Source organism: Mesorhizobium sp. M0663, from assembly GCF_040320585.1.
GTDB lineage: Bacteria > Pseudomonadota > Alphaproteobacteria > Rhizobiales > Rhizobiaceae > Mesorhizobium.
The window spans coordinates 85,935-102,486 of record NZ_JAMYPX010000002.1 but is presented as its reverse complement, the minus strand read 5'-3'; the positions used below and the strand labels follow the sequence as shown (position 1 = coordinate 102,486).

The window sequence follows — 16,552 nt, the reverse complement described above, 5'->3', positions numbered from 1 at the left end:
TCGCGGTCTATCCGCCAACCATCAGCTTGACGACTTCGTCATGGTTGGTTTCCGATATCTTGCGCTCGCCGGCCTGGACGCCGCGCCGCAGCACGATGATGCGGTCGGACACGGCGAAAATATCCAGCAAATTGTGCGAGATGAAGATTACGCCCCTGCCTTGGGCCTTGAGTTGGTGGATGAGCGAAATGACCTTGCGCTGTTCGGGCACGCCGAGGGCCGCGGTCGGTTCGTCCATGATCAGGATCTGCGCGTCCCAATAGACGGCCCGGCCGATGGCAACAGCCTGCCGTTGACCGCCGGAGAAATTGCTGACCGGGGCATCGAGCCGGCTGACATGGAAGTCCAATCGCCCCATGGTCTTCTTGGCGGCGACGGCCATGGCCTTGCGATCGAGCACCGGCAAGAAACCGAAGGCCTTGCGCATGGGTTCACGGCCAAGGAAGATATTGGCGCCGATGGACAAATTGTCGGCGAGAGCGAGATCCTGATAGATGGTTTCGATGCCTTTTTCGCGCGCCTCATGCGGTGTCGCAAATGTCACCGGCTGACCCCTCAGCAGAATTTCACCGCCCGTCGGCTGAAAGACGCCCGATATCGCCTTGATCAGCGTGGTCTTGCCGGCGCCGTTGTCGCCCGCCAGGGCCACCACTTCGCCCGGCCGCACGACCATGGAGAAATCGTTGAGCGCCCGGACGGCGCCGAAGTGCTTGGAAAGATTCCGGACTTCCAGGAGGGGGGTGGTCTGGCCTGGGCTATTCATCCTGACGGGCTCCACTGAACCGGCGCTGCGCCTGGTCGATGAGAACGGAAATGATGATGACGACGCCGACGGCGATGAACTGCCAGAACGGCTCGACATTGACGAAAACCAGCCCGTACTGAATGACCGCGATCACCAGCGCACCGGCGACCGTCCCGAAGATCGTGCCCGATCCACCGAACAGGCTGGCGCCGCCGATCACGACGGCTGCGACGCTGTCGAGCAGCAACGGCTCGCCGGCCTGGGCCGCGCCCGCGGTGAAGCGCGCTGCATAGAGGGCGCCACCGAGGCCTGCGCACATCGCCGAAAGCACATAGAGGCGCAGGATATGGCCTCTGATGTCGATGCCGGCACGACGAGCCGCCTGCACATTGGCGCCGATGGCGTAGTTATGCTGGCCGAACCGGGTCTGGCTCAGGATGTAGTGCATCGCGACGACGAAAACGGCTGCAATGATGACGAGATAAGGCACACCGTAGAACCTGCCGTTGCCGAGCAGCGCGAACCAGGAATTCTGGACCGGCACCGTCGTGCCGCCGGCGAGCAGGAAAGCAGCGCCGCGCGCCACGCCAAACATGCCAAGCGTGCCGATGAAGGGCGGAATTCTGAGGCGCGAGATCAGCAAGCCGTTGATCATGCCAGGGACTCCCGCGACGATCACGGCCGCCAGAATGCCCACCATCATGGCCAGAGGCACCGGCATGGCGGCGCCAGCCAGATTCGTGGCATGGGCCGCAACAACAGCAGCAAGGCCCATGATGAAGCCCAGCGAGAGGTCGATGCCTCCCGAAATGATGACGAATGTCTGTCCGGTCGCAAGCAGCAACGGCGCCACGGCAAATATCGCAATGGATTGCACGTTGAACGGATTGAGCACGAAGGTCGCGCCGAAGGAGGCCCTCGACCAAACCTCGAAACAGATGATCAGGCCGGCGAGAAACAGCCAGGCGCGCCCTTCGGCGATGCGTCCGAGCCAGGTCCTGGCCGGATCACCATGGTCGGCCTGAGGGGCGACATGGGTTTCGCTCTGCTCGGTTGGTGATGTTGAAGTCATTGACACATCCGATCCGCAGCGCGGCCTCCGTCAACAGGGTCCCAGAGACCCGGCGCTGGTCTCCTCCCGGCAAGCCGGAAGGGGACCAAGCTGGTTGGAATCATTCGGAATAGAGGTACTTCGAGATGTTCGGGTCCGCGATGTTTGACTTGTCCATGATCGTAAAGCCGGTGCCGATCGCAACCGGGATCGACTGGCCGGTCAGGTGGGCGTAGGCAGAAACGACACCAAAATAGCCGATCTCGGCCGGATGCTGGGCAATCGCAACGTCCACCAAGCCGGTGTTGATGTTGTCGACGATGCTGACCGGTGCGTCGAACGCGACGACCTTGATGGTCCCGCTTTGCCCTGCCTGCTTGACGCCGTTCGCCGCGCCGATCGCCGAGAACAGATTTGCACCGAACACACCAACGAGATCGGAGTTGCGCGCGAACGTCGCTTGGAGCTGCGAGGCAGCCTTGTTGGCGTCGTCGTCGTTGAACTGCGTCTCGAGCACGGTGATGTCCGGATGCTTCGCCATCTCCTTCTTGAAGCCCTCTTCACGCTGATCGGTGGTCGAAATGCCGGGCTTGACGTTGGAAACATAGACCTTGCCCTTGCCGCCTATGGCCTTGACCAATGCCCGCGCGGCGATCTCGCCGCCCAGAATGTTGTCCGAAGCAATATAGGACAGCGGGAAATCCGCCTCACCGGCACCGGTCTGGTAGACGCCGCTGCCGATGAAAGTGTCGACGGTGATCACCGGGATGCCGGCATCATTGGCCTTGCGGAGCGGCTCGACCAATTGAACCTTGTCGGTTGGCGCGATCAGGATCGCGTCTGGCTTCTTGGCGATGACCGCGTCAAGCACGGGGACTTGCGTTACCGGATTGAAATCCGAAGCGCCCTGGAACACCAGGGTCACGCCAAGGGCATCGGCCGCCGCCTGAGCGCCTTTGCGCATGGTGATGTAGAAGCCGTCGGTGGTAAGGCCCGGAACGAGAGCAATGGTGAACTTCTTGTCCTGCGCCAAAGCGGGCGTGATCAGCGCCGTTGCGCAGATGGCGAGAGCCGCCAGGGCGGCAACAATCTTCTTCATAACATCCTCCTCATAATTGTTGGCAGATTTGCCGTTGCGATTGATATCGGGAATGGCCGTCAATCTGTTCAGGCTACGAATCGTAAATGCGCTGACGGCCGGAAAACGGGTTTCGCCTGCTTGCTGTTACGGGCAGCTCCTCCCAGGCGCCCAGTCATTAGATCAGCCAGTCGAAACCGACCAGCCCTGCTGCCCGCAGTCCCGTTTCCTCGCATCCGCAAGGTCCAGAGAACTGCGCCGCGCGGCGCGCATGCCCGCCTAGCGGCAGGTTGTAACACTTTGCTGAAAGAAATTGCAACCGGTACTTCCCTGGCCGGAACGCTTTTCAAACCGGACAACATCTGTCTGCTCCGCAGGGCCCGCACGGCAGACTATTGCCCCCAAGTCCCTGACGAGACAACAGGTGATTTCGGGGCCCCAGGCTCCCGGACCGCGTGGCGTCAATCGGTTCAGGATTGATCAGGCGCGCCGATGTCGCGCATCATGGTGTCCGCCTTCTATCGAGGCACGAGAGCCACGAGGATGGCTTGCGCCGTTTTCGTGTCCGTTATCAGGGCATTGATGAGTCTCGCGCGGACGGCACCGATGATGGCCGTCGCCTTCTCCGGCGAGGCGGCAACGCCGATGACCAAGGGGACGGTTCGAAGCTGGGCCGGCGACATTGCGATCATCCGGCCCTCCCCTTCCCACGGGATAAGGGTGCCTTCGGCGTCGAAGTAATGGCGGATGACGTCTCCAGCCGCATGAAACAGGGCCTGTTCGCCCAGTGTGGCCGCGCTCGCCTCGGGCGGATTGATGGCATGGGGCAGGCCGATGCCGACGATCGCAACGTCGGTCCGGTCCCAAAGCGCGACGCTGTCGCGGATGGCCGCATCGCCAAGGAAGACCTCACGCAATTCGGTGGACGGCAGATAGGGCGCATGGATGAAATGCGGCGTCCCGCCGAACTCTTCGGCGGCCAGCCGTACAAACTCGTTGATCTGGAAATGCGCCGCCTGCTGCTGCATGCCGCCGGTGGCAGCGACGGTAAGGACCCCGGGAATGCGCGGCAGGCCTGCCCGGATCACCTCGCGGATGGCTCGCCCCCAGCCGACGGCAACCACCGAGCCGGCCGTCAGTTCCGCTTGCTTGAGCAAGGCGCCGAGCGGTGCGGCGAGCGCCGTCAGCGCTCCGGCTGCCGGCGTTTCGACGACCGCGGCGTCGCGCAGCCCCAACCCGTCAATCAACTGCCTGGTGATGTCCTCGGGCGTCACAAGATCGAGAACCTCGATCCGCACGATGCCCTCTGCTCTCGCCCGCTGCAGCAAACGCGATATGGTGGCGGTGGAGACACCGAGCCGGCGCGCGATGTCGACCTGCGACATCTCCGCCTCGTAGTGCATTTTGGCGACCGTATGCAGCATCGTCCGCGATGCGGCCGCATCTTGTGTGGGAGGGACAGACAGCTTGCAATTCCTTTCAGCAATGTGTTACAGACCCATCAACCGATGGGAGTTATCGCGCAATTCCGGCAGACTCGCAACTCGGGTTCGTTTCCACCGAACGTTGCGGCCAAGCCAGATTTCCCGGTTCGATAGCGCATCAAAGCGGCAAACCTTCCTGCCGGCGGGCAGGCAAAAACTGAAGATTTCTTGTTCCACGGATCTGCGCCTTGGTGAATGGGCGCCAACATCGGACAAAAGACCATGACAAAGATGACGACGGCGGAGTTACGCGGCTATCAGCAGATATGCGGCAAGGACGGGGCCATGATGGCCATCGCCTGTGACCAGCGCGGCGGCATGCGGACCTTGTTGGCGTCGGACCCTGCCGAACAGGCCAAGATCACCAACGACATGCTCGGCGACACCAAGGCGGACATCACGCGATACCTCGCCAGCCAGGCATCCTGCGTGCTGCTCGACCCGCTCTGCGCGGTGCCGCGGGTTGTCGATGAAGGGGTGCTGAACCGAGATACGGCTCTGCTCATCGGCCTCGACGCCTCGGGCTTCGACGTCTCGCCCGCCGGCTACCGCCTGTCGCGCCTCGTCCCCGACATCGACGCACGCCGCGTCCGCGAACTCGGTGGCACCGGCGGCAAGATCATGGTCTATCTCAGGGCCGACAGACCGGAGGCGAACGAGCATAACGTCGCCATTCTGCGCCAGTGCATCGCCGACTTCGGGCAAGAGGACCTGCTGCTCGTCGTCGAATTCCTGACCTACCAACTCGAAGGCGAAAGCCTTGAAGATCATGCGGCCAAGATCCCCTGGCTTGTCGAAGAGGGCACACGGATATCGCTGGAATGTGGGGCAAAGGTACTCAAGCTTCCTTATCCCGGAACGCCGGAAGCCTGCGCCAGGATCACCAGCATGGCTGGCGAGGTGCCGTGGGCGGTCCTCTCCGCCGGCGTCAACCACACGACCTTCCTGGGCCAGGTCGAGATCGCGATGAAGAACGGCGCGTCAGGCGTCATCGCCGGCCGGTCGCTGTGGAAGGACTGCATCTCGCTGGACCGTGACATTCAGCGGGAAAGGCTTAAGACCATCGCAGTGTCGAGATTGCACGAGCTTCAGGCCGTGATCGGAAACTACCGGCAGAAAGCCGCTTAGTCATTCGCCGTTCACACCGGGCACACACGGGACGTCATGCCTCATAGTTCGATGGCCATCGGGATCGATATCGGCGGCACCAATCTGCGCGCCGCCCGCATTTCCGGCACAGGCGAAATCCTTGACCGCATGTCCGAAAAGAGCGCGCCGGACCCGGCGCTCATGCTCTCCCGGATCGCCGAGATGGTGCGCCGGCTCGATTCTCCGGAGGTTGCCGCCATCGGCATCGGCGTCCCGGGACGCGTCGATGTGCGGCGTCGCGCCGTCTTGTCCGGAGGCTATGTCAACCTCGCCTCGGTCTCCCCGGCACAACGGCTGGAAAGCCTGGCGGGCAAGCCCGTCGTGATCGACAATGATTGCAACATGGCACTGGTCGCCGAGATGGCTCGAGGCGCCGCCATGGGTCACGAAAACATCGTCATGTTCACCATCGGGACCGGCATTGGTGGTGCCGTGGCTCAAGACCGGCAGATCGTCCGCGGCAAGGGGACGGCGGGGCAGCTCGGCCATATCACTGTCGACATATCAGGCGAAGCCTGCGTCTGCGGCCGGCGCGGCTGCGTTGAAACCACCAGCTCCGGTACAGCACTTGGCCGTCACATCTCACGCGCAGGCCTCGGTCCGGATATCTCGGTCGATCAGCTTTTCGCCCGGGATGCGAGCGGCGACATGCCGGTGCGCGGGATACTGGAAGCCTGGGCCAGACCGTTGCGTGCGGCAATCGATACAGCGGTGGCGATGTTCGCCCCCGATCTGGTGCTGCTCGGCGGCGGACTTGGCCAGGCGGCCCATCAGGCGCTTGCCAAGGCTCCGGCCTTGGCTCCCTGGTACCAATGCCCGGTTGAACCGGCGCAACTCGGCGACGACGCCGGCGTCATCGGCGCCGGTCTGCAAGCGCTGGCAGGGCAGGCGGCGGTTACGGCCTCGCCGGTGACCTCGCCATCCGCTGGACTCAACCCGGGCCGGCGTGCCGTGCCCGGCCAGCGCGCCGTGCTCGTCAACGGCATCCCCGCCAGCGGCAAAAGCACGGTCTCGCGCGGTATCGCCGACCGCCTAGGGTGGCCATTGCTTACGCTCGATACCATTAAGAACCCGTTCCTCGAAGTGCTCGGCGGCGGCGATCGTGAATTCAACCGCTCGCTCGGTCGCGCCAGTTATGAAGCCATCTGGTCGGTCGTCGGCGAAGCTCCCGCGGGCACAACAGTTGTCGTCGATGCCTGGTTCGGCTTCCAGCCGCGCCAGGTGCTCGAGGATCACCTGCGAAGGGCTGGTGTCGAGCGGACCGCCGAAATCTGGTGTCATGCACCCGGCGAGGTTCTTGCCGAGCGCTATCGCGCACGGCTCGACCAGCGTCCCGCTGGCCACCCCGGGGCGGCCTATGTCCCCGAGCTGATCGAGCTGGCCAAGCGCGCCGAGCCGCTGCGGCGTGGACCGCTCTTTGATGTCGATACGACAAAACCAATCGCTTTCGATGCCATCACGCAATGGCTGCGGGCGACGATTGACACATAGGCAGGCGAAGCTTGCGCGCCTGAAATGATGATCCGCGCGCGACTTATCCGCGGCGTGATTCACTCGTGCTCTTGATTTTGATGCCGGGAGCGGAAGCTCGCGCTGGATCGAGGTGACATGGATGACCACGCCCGAGCCTTGCTCCATCATCATCGGCAACAGGGCAGATCAAGCAGGGTTCATCGGCTTCGCGCGAGGATGATTTGGAACAACGGGAAGACCAAAGACGTTCGTGCATATTGCATCCGCCAGCCACAGGTCTAACGCTTGCTATTCTCAGTAGTTCGAGGCGTACCATGTTTCGCAACTCGGGCATCATTTCTCTGCCTCGCCCGCTTGAGCGTCGTGTGGACACTCTTGCCCAGTCGTTCATGCGCCAGCGGCTCGGATCTCAGATGGACTTCTCGACTCCGGAAGGCGAGCCGGCGCTGTTACCACCCAATTCCGTAACCTGGCGCATTTTCAAGAACCCTGTTGCGCTGTTCATCGGCGGGGTAACGGCGGTGCTGCTCGAATTGGCAGAGCCGCGGGTTCGCGACGCCATTTGGCAGCACAGCAGCTTCCGCTCCCTCGCGCTCCGACGATTGCAGCGTACGGGCCTCGCTGCTTTGGTCACGGTCTACGGCCCCCGATCCAAGGCTAAGGCCATGATTGAAGATGTGGTCAGGATGCATGGGCGCGTTTCGGGTCGAACCAGCGAAGGCGAGCCATACCACGCCACCGACCCGGAGCTGCTGGACTGGGTGCAAGCGACGGCCGCGTTTGGTTTCATGGAGGCCTATCACACCTATGTGCATCGTCTGCATTTTTTCGAACGGGACGCGATGTTTGCTGAGGCTCGCCCCGTGGCGCTTCTCTATGGTGCGGTCGGCGCGCCCACGTCTCAGGCCGAGCTTTACGCGCTGTTCGACGTGATGAGGCAAAGACTCGTCGCGTCGCCGATCGTCTCGGAGTTCCTGCAGATCATGGAAGAAGTTCCCGCCTTGCCGGGAGTTGCTCGACCCCTTCAGCGGCCGCTTCTGAAGGCGGCCGTCGAGATCCTACCCCAATGGGTCCGCAAGCGGTTGGAACTCGGCGACCGCTGGACCTTGAAGCCGTGGGAGCGTGCTGTTGTGAAGACGACGGCTGCAATTTGCGACAGCACCGCGCTTCATTCATCACCAGCCGTCCAGTCGTGCCGCCGCCTCGGCCTTTCCGAGAGCTATCTCTATCGCCGAACGGCATCCGAAAACTTACACAGAACCGGACAGTGTTCCTTGACCTAAATGTCAGGCCCGCGTCGTGCAGACGTTCAGCTTCTAGTTAACGCGTCTTGAAGGCACGAACTCGATAGCCCACTGGACGGTGGGGCGTGACGGAGGCCCGCCAAGCAGATGCGAACAAACTACCGGACGGCTGCCGGCAACAGTGAAGCCGTCGTACCGTCAAAACCGGCATGGGCCGGCTCGTGGCCGGAGCCGCCGCCCGAGATGACCGTGTAGCCCTTCTCGGTGACTGTCAAAGTCACGATCCTGATCCGCGGGTCAAAGAGCGCCTCCAGCAGCTGAGCGGGGCCCTCCGGTGCGACAAGAATATGGCCGATAGAACCGACTATCCGAAGGCTCGTCTGTTCATCTTGACGACTGACAACTGTGTACAAACCATCTTGGGGAGCAAGCGCGTCCCGCGTGTCCGAACTCCGGGGGAGGCTGCAATGATGCCCCAATCGAGTTGTCCCGCGGCCAAGCAATCACCGTATAGATTGCCTGATGGGCCCTGTGGAAGTTGCCGATACCGAGATGCACGATTCCGGGCGTCACACTCCGTCGATCGTACCGATGAATTTGGACACCGGCTGATGCGAGCGCCAAATTGGCGTAAGAACGACGATTTTCCATTGTATGCAGCTCAATCGAAATGGAGACCACCGTTCATGTCGATAACCTCACCCGTGATGAACCCGGCTAGAGGTGACGCGAGGAATGAAACGGTGTGGGCGACTTCTTGAGGTTCGCAAAATCGCCCGACCGGGATTTGAGCAAGCTGGGCCGCGCGCTGTTCGTCGTTGAGCTGTTCGGAAACCATCGGCGACATTACGTAGGCGGGGGCAATTGCATTCGAGGTTACGCCCTGGCCAGCGGTCTCGCGGGCAATCGAAAAGGTCAACCCTATCATCGCGCTTTTCGAAACTGAATACGCCGTCCCTGCGGTCAAGCCTCCGCTTTTGGCGGCATAGGAGGAGATATTGACCACCCGACCCCACCGCTTCGACCGCATCCCTGGAAGAAATATCTGGGCGAGAAGGAATGCGGCTTCTACGTTGACTATGTTGACCCTTCGCCATTCCTCGATCGAGGTATCTGCCATTTTGTGGTTCGACAGAATGCCAGCATTGTTGACCAAAATGTCGACCGAACCGAAGTGCTGAAGAACCTTCTCCGCCGCCGCGCGCGTTGAACTCTCAACTGCCAGATCAACACCGACGGCAACGGCGCCATGCCCTATCCGCGACGCCAGCGCCTCTGCGGCCTTGGGGAGCAGATCCAGGACTGCTACTTGAGCGCCGGCGCGCGCCAGTTCCACTGCGATTGCGGAGCCGATAGCGCCTGCGCCTCCAGTTACGACAGCGGTTTTTCCTTCTAGCGATTGCAAGCGGGAATTCTCCATTGCTTGGTCAGACCGCGGCATGACGTGTCTCCGACGCATGCGCGTCGAAAAGGACAAAGATTTTATCGAGATGGGCGACCAATGCGGCTTCCGCACCGGGTCCGTCATTGGCATCCAGCGCATCCAGAATTGCCAAATGCTCCTGCAGCACAACCGCAAACCGTGCGGCATTGCCGGAGAAACGAATAAAGCGAGTCAGCTTGGCTTTAGCAGCGTGGATGGTCGTCCAAACTCCCGGTCGCTGCGCGAAAGACGCAAACAATTGGTGAAAATTCTCGTCATTGTCGTGAAATCCGTCAATATCGCCCTCAGCGATACTCCGTTCTTGAGCCGCCACCAGTGAACGCATTTCAGCGCTCATCGCTGGCGTCCAACGCGGCGCAACTTCGCGAAGAAGGCAAGTTTCCAGAGAACGGCGGACAAAATGGCTGTCTTGGATGCTGACGATATCAATTTGCGAAACAAAACTGCCGAGCTGCGGAAAGACACTTACAAGTCCGTCTTCGGCCAATCTTTGGATCGCTGCCCTCACAGGTGTGCGAGACACATTGAACTGGCGACACACCGCGTTTTCACTAATCGATTCGCCCGGCAAGAGCTTCGCACGCACGATTGCCTCGCGCAGGACGGAGTAAATTTGCTCACTCGCCGAACTGCGCCGGTTCAAAAACACGTCTAGTTCAACCAATCCGGAAGACATGGCTTTCGCTCCATTCTGGTCGAAACGCGATATCGCGTTCCGCTCGCCTTCTTGCACAATGTCCTCCGAAAAATGCCATCAACAAAAAAGCAGTTGCACCTTGTATACAAGTGTACTAGAACTTCTGCGGTGAATGCAAGGCATTTGCGCTGGCGGTCTCGACAATTTTAAGCGGGAAGGCGGCGCTCTCAACGGGAGGAGTTTTGATGTCGAACTATTTGCGTCGCGTGCTCGCGATTGGACTGCTATCCGCAATAGGCGTGGGGTCCGCCTTCGCCGCTGGAGATTCAAAAATTGCGCTGGTTCCCGGAGGTCCGCACCCCTACTTCGCGGCGTGGGAGCAAGCTGGTAAGGATGCTGCCAAGGATTTTGGCCTGGCCGCAGCAGACTATAAGGTGCCGCAAAAGTGGGAACTCAGCCAGCAGAACCAGCTGCTCGAGAGCCTTTTGACCCAGGGTTATAACGGCTTTCTGATTTTCCCAGGTGACCCCGTCGGATCGGTCAGTACCGTCGACGAGCTCGTGTCCAATGGCGCGCCTGTCATCGGCGGCGCAGGGTGCTTCAAGGATCCTTCTTCAGCAACCTTCTGCCTCGGCACCGACACTGGCAATTCAGCATACATTGGAACCAAGGAGCTTTTGAAAACACTGACGGGCACCAAGAAGCGCATTGCTCATTTCACCGGCTTCCTTGTTGATCCGAATACCCAGCTTCGCATCGACGCCGTCAAAAAAGCGGCGGAGGAAGAAGGCGCAACGGTCGTCCAGGTCATCGCTGACATTGATGCGCCCGAGCCAGCCGAGGAAAAGATTAATGCCTACCTGGCAGCTCACGCCAACGACGTCGATGGCATCATCACGACCGCTTGGGTCCCTGCGGTTGTAGCCTCGAACGCAGTCCGAAAGATCGGCGACAAGCGGATCAAGATGGTAGCCATTGATCACGATCAAGTTGTGTTGAAGGCCATCAAGGATGGCTTTGTGAATGGCACAATGCTGCAGAATCCGTATGGCCAAGGCTATATCGGCACTTTCGTTCTCGACAAGCTTCGTTCGGGTTGCGCGGTCAAGACCGATGCGCCTTTTAAGAAGAATGCCCTCACTGACAAGTTCATCGACTCGGGAACCGTCTATGTCGCGGCCGACAAAATCGACACTTATGTTGACGCCATGCGCGACACGACCAAGAAGCTCTTTGAAACCTTCCAGGCGACTTATCTGACCTGCAAGTAACGAGACTTCCGCCAATGCCGCCGGGCTGCGTTCAAGCAGACCCGGCGGTCGTCCAACCAAATTGCACGGTGTCTGTCGTGACCCAGAGCCAGGCCTGATAAGATGGCAGCCTAGCCATTAAGGTGCGAAACCATGTCTTATTCAGATGTGCCGGCGAAGGGTCCCAGTGGCGACATCGTCGGCAAGCCGCGCAGGAATGCCACCGAGACGCGATTCTATCTGACCAATGAGTTTGGGCTCATTGCCCTCATTGTGGTCTTTGCGCTGGGCTTCAAATTCACAACAGAGGGTTTCTTTTCGGCCTTCAATTTGTTCACCCTCGGTCGTATCGCAGCCGTCAACATCATGATCGGCTTGGCCATGATGGTCGTCGTTATAACTGGGGGGTTGAACCTTGCTGTAGGGGCGATCGGCGTTTGTGCCGCAATGACTTGCGGCTATCTCATTGAGGTCGTCGGGCTTCCGTGGCCACTCGCAATTCTCTCAGCCGTGGCCCTTGGCGCCTTGCTGGGCTTTATCAACGGATGGACTTCCGTTCGCACAGGATTGCACAGCTTCATCATCACGCTCGCGACAATGAGCATTTTCTTCGGCGTAATGATCTTCCTGACGCGTGCAGAATCCTATCGCGCTCTGCCACCCGTCTTTGCAGCGTTCGGACGCATCAAGCTGTTGGGTTTTTTCTCTCCGCTCCTCCTGGTTAGCCTCATGGCTGCATTGGTTCTAGGATATCTTTATAATTTGACAGCGGTTGGGCGGGAGATGCTGGCTGCTGGCGCCAAGCCCGAAGCGGCGGAGATGTCCGGCATAAATGTCGGGCGCATCTTCATATACTGCCACATGCTGTCTGGCGCGCTCGCCGCCTGCGCGGCTCTGATGCTAGTCGCACGCAATGGAGCGGCGATCCCATCAATGGCGGGACAACTCGGACAGGACTGGCTGCTCATCGCGTTCCTTGGTCCTGTGTTGGGGGGAACACTTTTGGCGGGCGGCAAGGCATCGGTGCTGGGGACGTGCCTAGGTGCGTTTCTGGTGACGATGCTGACTAGTGGTTTGCTTCTATTACAGCTGGGCGATTTCTGGATTCAGAGCTTTTTGGGTCTGCTTTTGCTGGCTGCGGTATTGATGGACAAAACACGCCGAACCTTTCTGGCCCGGAGGAACATGGCATGAACGGCTCCTTCGCCAACGCCGTGCGGAGCGACTGGTTTGGGCCGCTGCTGGTTACGATCGTCGCCGTTGCGATCGTGGGGGGCTTCAACCCATCATTCCTATCGCCATTGAATATTCAGGTGCTGCTGCTCGCAATTGCAGTAAATGGCCTGATCGCGTTTTCGCAAATGCTCATCATCGCTATCGGTCAGATGAATTTGTCTGTCGGGGCTATCGGCGGTCTTTGCGCTATTGTTTTCGCCGGCATGATGGACGCGTGGCACGTGCCCGCATCCCTTGCCGCCTTAACCGCGCTGTCGCTCGGGGTCATATGCGGCGTAATAAACGGATTTCTGATCGCCCGAACTGGCATTTCGGCGTTCGTAATTACCCTCGCCAGCCTGTCCGTTTACAAGGGCATCAATTTGGGCATCACACATGCCCAACCCTTTTATGATATCTCAGACGGCGTGAAATCCATCGGACAGGGCGCGATCTTCGGGATCATTCCTTGGTTGATGCTCCCGACCATGGCTGTCGGGCTAGCCTTGTGGTTCATGCTTAATCGGCAACCCATAGGGCGGTTTATTTTGGCAGTCGGCGGCAATCAACATGCCGCAGAATTGTCGGGAATATCGATTGCAAATACAGTTGTCATCGCGCACGCCCTTTCGGGGTTTCTTGCAGCGCTTGCCGGTCTTCTCCTTGTTGCCCGTTTACAAATGGGTCAACCGACGATCGGCGACGACTGGCTAATTTTGTCTTTTGCCGCGCCCGTGATCGGCGGCGCGGTCTTGGCCGGCGGACACATCAGCGTGCCCGCTACGCTGCTCGGGGTGGTGATCGTTGCAATAATCACACAAGCCCTAGTGCTTTTCGACATCGACCCGTTCCTCGTGCAGGTCGTGCTGGGCGCAATGATCTTGGCGGCAGTCGGCGCCAATCGTTTTCGCGAAAGTCGTTTGTCACGAAATCTCAAGAGGCTCTGAAATGGCGAGCGAGATAGCGTTCCAGGCTCTGGGCATTGAGAAGTCCTTTCCAGGCGTAAAGGCCCTAAAGGGCGTTTCCCTGACACTTAAAACTCATTCCATACATGCTTTGCTCGGCGAAAACGGCGCAGGGAAGTCAACGCTTATCAAGATCATTACCGGTGTTCACCACCCCGATGCCGGCCGCCTCATCCTGGAGGGCCAAGAGGTTCATTTCGGCTCGCCGCGCGAGGCCATCGCTCATCGTGTTGGCGTCGTACATCAAGAACGGAATCTTATCCCGAGGTTTTCTGTTGCGGAAAATATCCATCTCGAGCAACTTGGGGCTTCGTTGCTAAAGCCGGTGGACTATGCCGACTTGAACAAGCAGGCCGCGCGTTGGCTTGAGGCCCTCGGCCTAGACATCGACCCAAGAACCCCGGTATCGCGCCTTAGCGTCGCCAAGATGCAGCTGGTCGAAATCGCCAAGGCCTTGTCTCTGCGCTCGCGAGTGCTTCTCCTGGATGAACCAACCGCATCACTTACCTCGAGTGAAACTGATCTATTATTCTCGTTTTTGCGAAAGCTGCGAGACCAAGGCGCCAGCCTGCTATTTGTCAGCCATAAGCTGGAAGAAGCGCAGGAGCTTTGCGACAGCGTCACAGTGCTGAGGGATGGGTCGAATGCCTGTGAAAGCCGGCCAATGGAGGGCCTGGGGCGGCAAGACATTGTCCGATTGATGATCGGCCGGGCCGAGGGTGAAGGCGGCTGGCGGGAGCGCAACTCGACTGGGGCTCCTCCGGCCATCGAGCTCAAGAACATTGAAACATCTTTAGGCCATTCGGACGTCAATCTGCATGTCCGACAAGGCGAGATTGTGGGCCTCTATGGCCTCGTGGGCGCCGGAAGGACCGAGCTTGCAAAATGCATCCTGGGTCAGTTTCCGCTGACGGCTGGTACCGTCGAGATCGACGGGAAGCCGGTTAAGATCAGGTCGGTCGGCGAAGCCATCCACACGCATCGTGTGGGATACGTCAGCGAAGATCGAAAGGGCGAAGGTCTGGTCTTGATGCATTCGGTGCTGTCAAATGCTGGAATTGCAGTGTGGCGCCCCCTTTCGGCACTTCTCGGATTCCTCACCGACCGCCTCGTGCGACACAAGGTAACGCCATACATCGAGAAGCTTGAGGTGAAAACACCCAGCCTCGCGCAGACGGTGGCCAACCTTTCGGGTGGCAATCAGCAGAAAATCAGCGTCGCCAAATGGCTGGCAGCAGGCGTCAAGATCTTGCTGGTTGACGAGCCGTCAGTCGGCATCGACATCAAGACCAAGGCTTACCTGCACGATTTGCTGCGAGAACTTGCCGACAACGGCACTGCCATTTTGCTGATCACGAGCGACATGCCTGAAATGATCCTGCTCGCTGACAGGATTCTGGTCATGAACGACTACCGGCTTCAGGGCCAGTTAATCAATGACGGATCCTATGCCGGCATGAGCGAGGGCATCATGAATCTGATCCATAGGGCTGAGGCCGCCTAAGCTCCTCACACTTTCAGGACTTTTCACCATCGGCCAAGAGGATCCCGTGGACAGGCGTGAGTTCGATCTCGAACAGATCATGGAGCCACTGCTGGCCGCCAGGCGGAAGCTGCGCGAGGAATTTGCGCACCTGCACAGACAAGTGCTGGCGATCGCCAGGGGCGATGCTACCTGCCGGCGCTTGATGACGGTCCCTGGTGTCGGCTCCATAGTGGCGCTCGCGTACACCGCGACGATCGACATTCCACAACGGTTCAGAAACTCCAAGGCGGTAGGGCCGATCCTGGGGCTGACACCGAAGCTCGACGAGTCCGGCGAAAGCAAGCGCGTTGGAGGCATCTCACTCTGCGGGGACGGCATGATGCGAACATTGCTCTATGAAGCAGCCCAAGTCATGCTGACGCACGTGAAGAAATGGTCATGGCTGAAGGCCTGGGCGATGAACGTCGCCAAGCGGCGCGGCTTGCGCAGGGCGATAGTCGCGCTCGCACGTCGCCTGGCGGTCGTCATGCACCGCATGTGGCTGGACAACAGCGAGTTCCGCTGGACGCGGGAAACCATGGCGTCAGCCGTGTGACAAAAGGCCGGGAAGAAGAGGTAGAGAGTTCCGCCCAGCGCGGAAGCACGTCCTTCGCGGGACGAAGGATGAGGTGAGTTCGCGATCATGGGCGCACCGGTCATGTCATGCTGGCCAGGACGCGAATCAGATTGTTCCGCCTTATTCTCTGAATCCCATCAAGGCAGGGCCAATGGGCCGATCCCGGAGAGAAGCACGAACCCGCGAATGATGTCAGAAGCTGGTAAGGCAGAAAATGACAAAAGCGCTTGACCCCAAGCCGCCGAATAGAGAAGCCATGATCCGAGCTCCAATCAGCTTGGGTAGTGGTTAGGCCGTGCAAGGTGTAACGAGCACCTCGTGCGGCCGCATCTTTGTCTTCCAAAATGTCACTTTTTGTGACTTTTAACAAGCAGAATATCATGAAAAAAGACATATCGCCCCAGCAGCTCCGCGCCGCCCGAGCCTTAATTGATTGGACGAGAGAGGATCTGGCTAACGCATCGGGGATAACCGTTCGCACGCTCGTCAGAATTGAGAATGCCCAAACCACTTCGAGGCAAACCACGTTTGACGCGTTAGTTGCGGCGCTCGAAACTGCCGGGATCGAATTCATCCCGGAAAACGGTGGTGGTGCTGGCGTTCGCCTGGCGCGTAGATCTAACAGTCCAAAAGGCCAAATGTGACCGTTTTGCATAGACCGGCTGTCGTTCGTAACCGTGGCCTGCGGGATTGCCGAAAGCCGCAATTGCGTATC

Annotated in this window: 15 protein-coding genes and 2 pseudogenes; 9 read left to right on the top strand and 8 right to left on the bottom strand. The window is 59.7% G+C overall.

Annotated elements, in window-relative coordinates:
* Positions 1 to 7 precede the first annotated feature (7 nt).
* From NKI54_RS03795 to NKI54_RS03780, 4 genes are all read right to left on the bottom strand, one after another.
* A complete protein-coding gene (locus NKI54_RS03795; RefSeq protein WP_023680286.1) occupies positions 8 to 763 on the bottom strand; it encodes an ATP-binding cassette domain-containing protein in 756 nt (251 codons plus the stop codon).
* On the bottom strand, positions 756 to 1,817 hold the full coding sequence (locus NKI54_RS03790) for an ABC transporter permease subunit (protein WP_023680285.1): 1,062 nt from the start codon (positions 1,815 to 1,817) through the stop codon (positions 756 to 758). Before NKI54_RS03790 ends, NKI54_RS03795 begins: the two co-directional genes overlap by 8 nt.
* Positions 1,818 to 1,917: 100 nt before the next feature.
* Complete coding sequence (locus NKI54_RS03785; protein ID WP_352457851.1) at positions 1,918 to 2,895, bottom strand: ABC transporter substrate-binding protein; 978 nt, start codon at positions 2,893 to 2,895, stop codon at positions 1,918 to 1,920.
* Between the two features lie 497 nt (positions 2,896 to 3,392).
* Positions 3,393 to 4,298 carry a sugar-binding transcriptional regulator gene (locus NKI54_RS03780; protein WP_352637583.1) on the bottom strand — a complete coding sequence of 302 codons (906 nt, stop codon included), beginning with the start codon at positions 4,296 to 4,298 and terminating at the stop codon, positions 3,393 to 3,395.
* 282 nt (positions 4,299 to 4,580) lie between these two features.
* On the opposite strand from NKI54_RS03780, the gene NKI54_RS03775 reads away from it, so the two are divergent.
* Complete coding sequence (locus tag NKI54_RS03775) at positions 4,581 to 5,486, top strand: tagatose-bisphosphate aldolase (protein WP_352637582.1); 906 nt, start codon at positions 4,581 to 4,583, stop codon at positions 5,484 to 5,486.
* A 36-nt stretch (positions 5,487 to 5,522) separates the two neighbouring features.
* Entirely contained in the window at positions 5,523 to 6,998 is a 1,476-nt protein-coding gene (locus tag NKI54_RS03770; RefSeq protein WP_352637581.1) for an ROK family protein, read from the top strand.
* Positions 6,999 to 7,082: 84 nt separating this feature from the next.
* Here the strand turns inward: NKI54_RS03770 and NKI54_RS03765 are convergent.
* Positions 7,083 to 7,163: pseudogene (locus NKI54_RS03765) on the bottom strand (short-chain dehydrogenase); the annotation flags it as partial.
* Between the two features lie 131 nt (positions 7,164 to 7,294).
* Here NKI54_RS03765 and NKI54_RS03760 point away from each other — a divergent pair.
* Positions 7,295 to 8,263: an oxygenase MpaB family protein gene (locus NKI54_RS03760; protein ID WP_352648452.1), complete on the top strand. Its 969-nt coding sequence runs from the start codon at positions 7,295 to 7,297 to the stop codon at positions 8,261 to 8,263.
* Between the two features lie 119 nt (positions 8,264 to 8,382).
* Here the strand turns inward: NKI54_RS03760 and NKI54_RS36470 are convergent, their stop codons facing one another.
* From NKI54_RS36470 to NKI54_RS03745, 3 genes are all read right to left on the bottom strand, one after another.
* A complete protein-coding gene (locus NKI54_RS36470; RefSeq protein ID WP_502894702.1) occupies positions 8,383 to 8,505 on the bottom strand; it encodes a hypothetical protein in 123 nt (40 codons plus the stop codon).
* A gap of 380 nt (positions 8,506 to 8,885) precedes the next feature.
* On the bottom strand, positions 8,886 to 9,665 hold the full coding sequence (locus NKI54_RS03750; RefSeq protein ID WP_352648450.1) for an SDR family NAD(P)-dependent oxidoreductase: 780 nt from the start codon (positions 9,663 to 9,665) through the stop codon (positions 8,886 to 8,888).
* Positions 9,652 to 10,401: a GntR family transcriptional regulator gene (locus tag NKI54_RS03745; protein ID WP_352690745.1), complete on the bottom strand. Its 750-nt coding sequence runs from the start codon at positions 10,399 to 10,401 to the stop codon at positions 9,652 to 9,654. Before NKI54_RS03745 ends, NKI54_RS03750 begins: the two co-directional genes overlap by 14 nt.
* Positions 10,402 to 10,550: 149 nt before the next feature.
* On the opposite strand from NKI54_RS03745, the gene NKI54_RS03740 reads away from it, so the two are divergent.
* The 6 genes and pseudogenes from NKI54_RS03740 (at position 10,551) to NKI54_RS03715 (ending at position 16,481) form a co-directional block, all read left to right on the top strand.
* Entirely contained in the window at positions 10,551 to 11,576 is a 1,026-nt protein-coding gene (locus NKI54_RS03740) for a sugar ABC transporter substrate-binding protein (RefSeq protein ID WP_023680812.1), read from the top strand.
* A 132-nt stretch (positions 11,577 to 11,708) separates the two neighbouring features.
* Positions 11,709 to 12,749, top strand: coding sequence for an ABC transporter permease (locus NKI54_RS03735; protein ID WP_352637577.1), 1,041 nt, complete (start codon positions 11,709 to 11,711; stop codon positions 12,747 to 12,749).
* Positions 12,746 to 13,717: an ABC transporter permease gene (locus NKI54_RS03730; protein ID WP_352637575.1), complete on the top strand. Its 972-nt coding sequence runs from the start codon at positions 12,746 to 12,748 to the stop codon at positions 13,715 to 13,717. The genes NKI54_RS03735 and NKI54_RS03730 overlap by 4 nt, the downstream gene beginning before the upstream one ends.
* A gap of 1 nt (position 13,718) precedes the next feature.
* On the top strand, positions 13,719 to 15,239 hold the full coding sequence (locus NKI54_RS03725; protein ID WP_352457841.1) for a sugar ABC transporter ATP-binding protein: 1,521 nt from the start codon (positions 13,719 to 13,721) through the stop codon (positions 15,237 to 15,239).
* Positions 15,240 to 15,306: 67 nt separating this feature from the next.
* Positions 15,307 to 15,816 (top strand): annotated as a pseudogene (locus NKI54_RS03720) (transposase); the annotation flags it as partial.
* A 401-nt stretch (positions 15,817 to 16,217) separates the two neighbouring features.
* Positions 16,218 to 16,481 carry a helix-turn-helix transcriptional regulator gene (locus NKI54_RS03715; RefSeq protein WP_036239966.1) on the top strand — a complete coding sequence of 88 codons (264 nt, stop codon included), beginning with the start codon at positions 16,218 to 16,220 and terminating at the stop codon, positions 16,479 to 16,481.
* The last annotated feature ends 71 nt before the right edge of the window (positions 16,482 to 16,552 follow it).

Bases quoted from the DNA above. Each gene is read 5' to 3' on its own strand.
- NKI54_RS03795 (WP_023680286.1), bottom strand. From the start codon at position 763: ATGAATAGCCCAGGCCAGACCACCCCCCTCCTGGAAGTCCGGAATCTT.
- NKI54_RS03790 (WP_023680285.1), bottom strand. From the start codon at position 1,817: ATGACTTCAACATCACCAACCGAGCAGAGCGAAACCCATGTCGCCCCT.
- NKI54_RS03785 (WP_352457851.1), bottom strand. From the start codon at position 2,895: ATGAAGAAGATTGTTGCCGCCCTGGCGGCTCTCGCCATCTGCGCAACG.
- NKI54_RS03780 (WP_352637583.1), bottom strand. From the start codon at position 4,298: ATGCTGCATACGGTCGCCAAAATGCACTACGAGGCGGAGATGTCGCAG.
- NKI54_RS03775 (WP_352637582.1), top strand. From the start codon at position 4,581: ATGACAAAGATGACGACGGCGGAGTTACGCGGCTATCAGCAGATATGC.
- NKI54_RS03770 (WP_352637581.1), top strand. From the start codon at position 5,523: ATGCCTCATAGTTCGATGGCCATCGGGATCGATATCGGCGGCACCAAT.
- NKI54_RS03760 (WP_352648452.1), top strand. From the start codon at position 7,295: ATGTTTCGCAACTCGGGCATCATTTCTCTGCCTCGCCCGCTTGAGCGT.
- NKI54_RS03750 (WP_352648450.1), bottom strand. From the start codon at position 9,665: ATGCCGCGGTCTGACCAAGCAATGGAGAATTCCCGCTTGCAATCGCTA.
- NKI54_RS03740 (WP_023680812.1), top strand. From the start codon at position 10,551: ATGTCGAACTATTTGCGTCGCGTGCTCGCGATTGGACTGCTATCCGCA.
- NKI54_RS03735 (WP_352637577.1), top strand. From the start codon at position 11,709: ATGTCTTATTCAGATGTGCCGGCGAAGGGTCCCAGTGGCGACATCGTC.
- NKI54_RS03730 (WP_352637575.1), top strand. From the start codon at position 12,746: ATGAACGGCTCCTTCGCCAACGCCGTGCGGAGCGACTGGTTTGGGCCG.
- NKI54_RS03725 (WP_352457841.1), top strand. From the start codon at position 13,719: ATGGCGAGCGAGATAGCGTTCCAGGCTCTGGGCATTGAGAAGTCCTTT.
- NKI54_RS03715 (WP_036239966.1), top strand. From the start codon at position 16,218: ATGAAAAAAGACATATCGCCCCAGCAGCTCCGCGCCGCCCGAGCCTTA.